Origin of the sequence: Streptomyces sp. NPDC006265 (assembly GCF_040613555.1) — a bacterium.
Classification (GTDB): domain Bacteria; phylum Actinomycetota; class Actinomycetes; order Streptomycetales; family Streptomycetaceae; genus Streptomyces.
Genome location: NZ_JBEXSH010000845.1, coordinates 1 through 3,924 on the forward strand (window position 1 = coordinate 1; position 3,924 = coordinate 3,924).

Sequence of the window (3,924 nt, forward strand, 5' to 3'; positions counted from 1 at the left end):
GTCTTGACGACCGACAGAGCCAGACCGATGAGCACGCCCTCGAACATGTTCACCGCGACGATCGACACGGCGGTGACGACCAGGATGAGCGCCTCCTTCGTCACCGCCGTCGTCGCCGGATACCCGCGGGCCGGGCATCTGGAGGTGGTGAACTGCGGGCACAACCCCCCGCTGCTGGTGAGCGCCTCCGGGAGCATCAGCACGGTCGAGCCCGCACACCCGGCCCCGCCCCTCGGACTGCGCGCCCTCACGGGCCATACCCCGGGGCTCCAGGTGCTCCCGTTCGCCGACGGCGACCAGCTGCTGCTCTACACCGACGGCGTCACCGAGGCCCGCGACGGCGGCCGCGCCTTCTATCCCCTGGCCGAAGGCCTGCGCCGGCACGTCTCCCACGAGCCGTCCCACACCCTGGGCGCGCTCCACGACGAACTGCTGGCCCATGTGGGCGGCCGGCTGCACGACGACGCGGCCCTGCTCCTCATCCGCAAGCCGGCCGCACGCCTCACAGGAGCAGAAGCCGATGCAGCGGCCCCCGAGACGAGCGTTCTCGCTCCGGTGCCCGAGGCGAAGTGCTGCCCTTGAGAGCCGCCGCGGCCGGTCCGGTTCACGCCTCGCGCAGGTCCTTGACCCGGCGGAGTTTGCCGAGGGAGCGCTCCAGGGTCTCCGGTTCGACGATCGTCACGTCGGCGGTGATGCCGATGCCGTCCTTGACGGCCTTGGCGATCGTCCCGGCCGCCGCTTCGCGCTGCTCGGGGCCGGTGCCGGGGCGGGTCTCGACGCGGACGGTCATGTGGTCCATGCGGCCGCGCCGGGTCAGCTGGATCTGGAAGTGCGGGGCGACGCCGGGCGTACGCAGCACGATCTCCTCGATCTGGCTGGGGAAGACGTTCACCCCACGCAGGATGATCATGTCGTCGCAGCGGCCGGTGATCTTCTCGATGCGGCGGAACGCGGGACGGGCCGTGCCGGGCAGCAGCCGGGTCAGGTCGCGGGTCCGGTATCGGATGACCGGCAGGGCCTCCTTGGTCAGGGACGTGAAGACCAGCTCGCCCTCCTCACCCTCGGGCAGCACCTCACCCGTGAGGGGGTCGACGACCTCGGGGTAGAAGTGGTCCTCCCACACGTGCAGCCCGTCCTTGGTCTCCACGCACTCCTGGGCGACACCCGGCCCGATCACCTCGGACAGGCCGTATATGTCGACGGCGTGGATGTCCATCCGCTCCTCGATCTCGCGGCGCATCTCCTCCGTCCACGGCTCGGCACCGAAGATGCCCACGCGCAGGCTGCTCGCGCGCGGGTCCAGGCCCTGGCGCTCGAACTCGTCGAGCAGGGTGAGCATGTAGGACGGGGTGACCATGATGATCTCGGGCCGGAAGTCCTGGATGATCTGCACCTGGCGCGCGGTCATGCCCCCGGAGGCCGGGATCACCAGACAGCCGGCGCGCTCCGCGCCGTAGTGCGCGCCGAGACCGCCGGTGAACAGCCCGTACCCATAGGAGATGTGCACCTTGTGGCCCGGGCGCCCGCCGGCGGCGCGGATCGAGCGGGCGACGAGGTCCGCCCACATCGACAGGTCGTGCTCCGTGTAGCCGACCACGGTGGGGCGGCCGGTGGTGCCGCTGGAGGCGTGCACGCGCCGCACCCGGTCCATCGGGACGGCGAACATGCCGAAGGGGTAGGTGTCCCTGAGGTCGGCCTTCGTGGTGAAGGGGAACAGGGCGAGGTCCTCCAGCGAGCCGCAGTCGTCGGGGGACACCCCGGCCGCGTCGAACTTCTTCCGGTACGTCTCCACGTTCTCGTAGGCGTGCCGCAGGCTCCGGCGCAGGCGGTCGAGCTGGAGCTCCCGCAGCTGCTCGCGCGTCAGGCGCTCCGTGTCGTCGAGCAGATCGTGGGGGAGGGGCTCGCCGCACCGCTGTCCCCCGGGTCTGGTGGCCCCGGAGGCCGTCGTCTCGCTGGTCATCTAGCATTCCTCCGACCTCGTGCTCCTGATGCTGCGGCTGCGGCCCCGGAACTCCGCGATCACCTCGTCGCCCCGCCGGACCGTCACGTCGTAGAGGCCGCTGCGCCCGTAGCGGGTGCGCTCCTCGGCCCGGGCCACGAGTTCGTCGCCCTCGTACGCGGGGGCCACGAAGGTGATGTCGGCGCCCGCCGCGACGGTCACCGGGCCGTGGCTGTTGCAGGCGCAGGCGAAGGCGCTGTCGGCGAGCAGGAAGACATAGCCGCCGTGGACGATGCCATGGCCGTTCACCATCGCCGGGGTCACGGTCATCCGCAGCGTGGCGGTCCCTGCGCCCTGCTCCCGCAGCTCGATTCCGAGCCCGCGGGAGGCCTCGTCCGCGGCGAACATCGCCTTCGCGGGCGGCGTCGCGTCAGCGGCATGGGTCACTTCTCGCACCACCTCATGGACCGACCGAACATTCGGTTAGCTGGCGTTGTCATGTAATCCAGCCGCTTCGACGCCTGTCAAGAGTCCAGGACTTGTCCAAGGGGTCTTACCAAGGCGCGTCGGCGTGTCCTACGATGTACCGAACGAATGGTCGGTTGGGAAGTGGGACGGATGGATACGACACGCTCCAGCCCCGCGGGGACGGACGGCGCCGAGCCGGATCTCCAGCAGCACTTCGACGCGACGATCGCGCGGGATCAGCGGATCGAGCCGCGCGACTGGATGCCGGAGGGCTACCGGAAGACACTGATCCGGCAGATCGCACAGCACGCGCACTCGGAGATCATCGGCATGCAGCCGGAGGGCGAGTGGATCACCCGCGCACCGTCGCTGCGCCGCAAGGCCATTCTCTTCGCCAAGGTCCAGGACGAGGCCGGGCACGGGCTGTACCTGTACTCGGCGGCGGAGACGCTGGGCGCCGACCGCGCCGATCTGACCGGACGGCTCATCGAGGGCCGCCAGAAGTACTCGTCGATCTTCAACTACCCGACGCTGAGCTTCGCGGACGTCGGGGTGATCGGCTGGTTCGTGGACGGCGCCGCGATCTGCAATCAGGTGCCGCTGTGCCGCTCGTCCTACGGGCCGTACGCGCGCGCCATGGTGCGGATCTGCAAGGAGGAGTCGTTCCACCAGCGGCAGGGCTACGAGCTGCTGATGACGATGATGCGCGGCACCCCGGAGCAGCGCGAGATGGTGCAGGACGCCGTGAACCGCTGGTGGTGGCCGTCACTGATGATGTTCGGCCCGCCCGACGACGCCTCTCCCAACTCCGCGCAGTCCATGGCCTGGAAGATCAAGCGGCACAGCAACGACGAACTGCGGCAGCGCTTCGTCGACATGACCGTCCCGCAGGCCGGGAAGCTCGGCGTGACGCTCCCCGACCCGGAGCTGCGCTGGAACGAGGAGCGCGGCCACCACGACTTCGGCACGCCCGACTGGGACGAGCTGATGCGGGTCATCAAGGGCGACGGCCCGTGCAACGACCAGCGGACGGAACGGCGCCGCACGGCCCACGAGGAGGGCACCTGGGTGCGCGAGGCGGCCACGGCCCACGCGGCCAAGCAGGCGGCCCGCGAGCGGAAGGGAGCGGTGGCATGACCGCCGACAAGCAGGACTGGCCGCTGTACGAGGTGTTCGTACGCGGCAAGCGCGGCCTGAACCACGTCCACGTGGGATCGCTGCACGCCGCCGACGACCGCATGGCGCTCACCCACGCCCGCGACCTGTACACCCGGCGCAACGAGGGCGTGAGCATCTGGGTCGTGCGCTCGGAGCACATCGCCGCCTCCACCCGCGACGAGAAGGACCCGTTCTTCGAGCCCAGCGCCGACAAGGTCTACCGGCACCCGACGTTCTACGACATCCCCGAAGACGTCCCGCACATCTGAAGGAGAGGGCATGAGCGACGACCACGTCTACATGACCCTCGCCGAGGGACACGACGACGACACCCGCTGGGCCTACGGCACCGGCCGGCA

At 70.1% G+C, this 3,924-nt stretch carries 4 protein-coding genes and 1 pseudogene; 3 read left to right on the plus strand and 2 right to left on the minus strand.

The genetic code is table 11. The features are described 5' to 3' along the window. Positions 1-96: 96 nt before the first annotated feature. A pseudogene (locus tag ABZ281_RS41225) lies at positions 97-582 on the plus strand (PP2C family protein-serine/threonine phosphatase); the annotation flags it as partial. Between the two features lie 22 nt (positions 583-604). On the opposite strand, the gene paaK reads toward ABZ281_RS41225, so the two are convergent. Next, complete coding sequence (paaK, locus tag ABZ281_RS41230; RefSeq protein ID WP_356663070.1) at positions 605-1,960, minus strand: phenylacetate--CoA ligase PaaK; 1,356 nt, start codon at positions 1,958-1,960, stop codon at positions 605-607. Then, on the minus strand, positions 1,961-2,386 hold the full coding sequence (paaI, locus tag ABZ281_RS41235) for a hydroxyphenylacetyl-CoA thioesterase PaaI (RefSeq protein WP_356663071.1): 426 nt from the start codon (positions 2,384-2,386) through the stop codon (positions 1,961-1,963). A 171-nt stretch (positions 2,387-2,557) separates the two neighbouring features. Between paaI and paaA the strand changes: the two genes are divergently transcribed. After that, on the plus strand, positions 2,558-3,544 hold the full coding sequence (gene paaA / locus ABZ281_RS41240) for a 1,2-phenylacetyl-CoA epoxidase subunit PaaA (protein WP_356663072.1): 987 nt from the start codon (positions 2,558-2,560) through the stop codon (positions 3,542-3,544). Beyond that, positions 3,541-3,834, plus strand: coding sequence for a 1,2-phenylacetyl-CoA epoxidase subunit PaaB (gene paaB / locus ABZ281_RS41245; RefSeq protein ID WP_030844556.1), 294 nt, complete (start codon positions 3,541-3,543; stop codon positions 3,832-3,834). The genes paaA and paaB overlap by 4 nt, the downstream gene beginning before the upstream one ends. Positions 3,835-3,924: the final 90 nt, after the last annotated feature.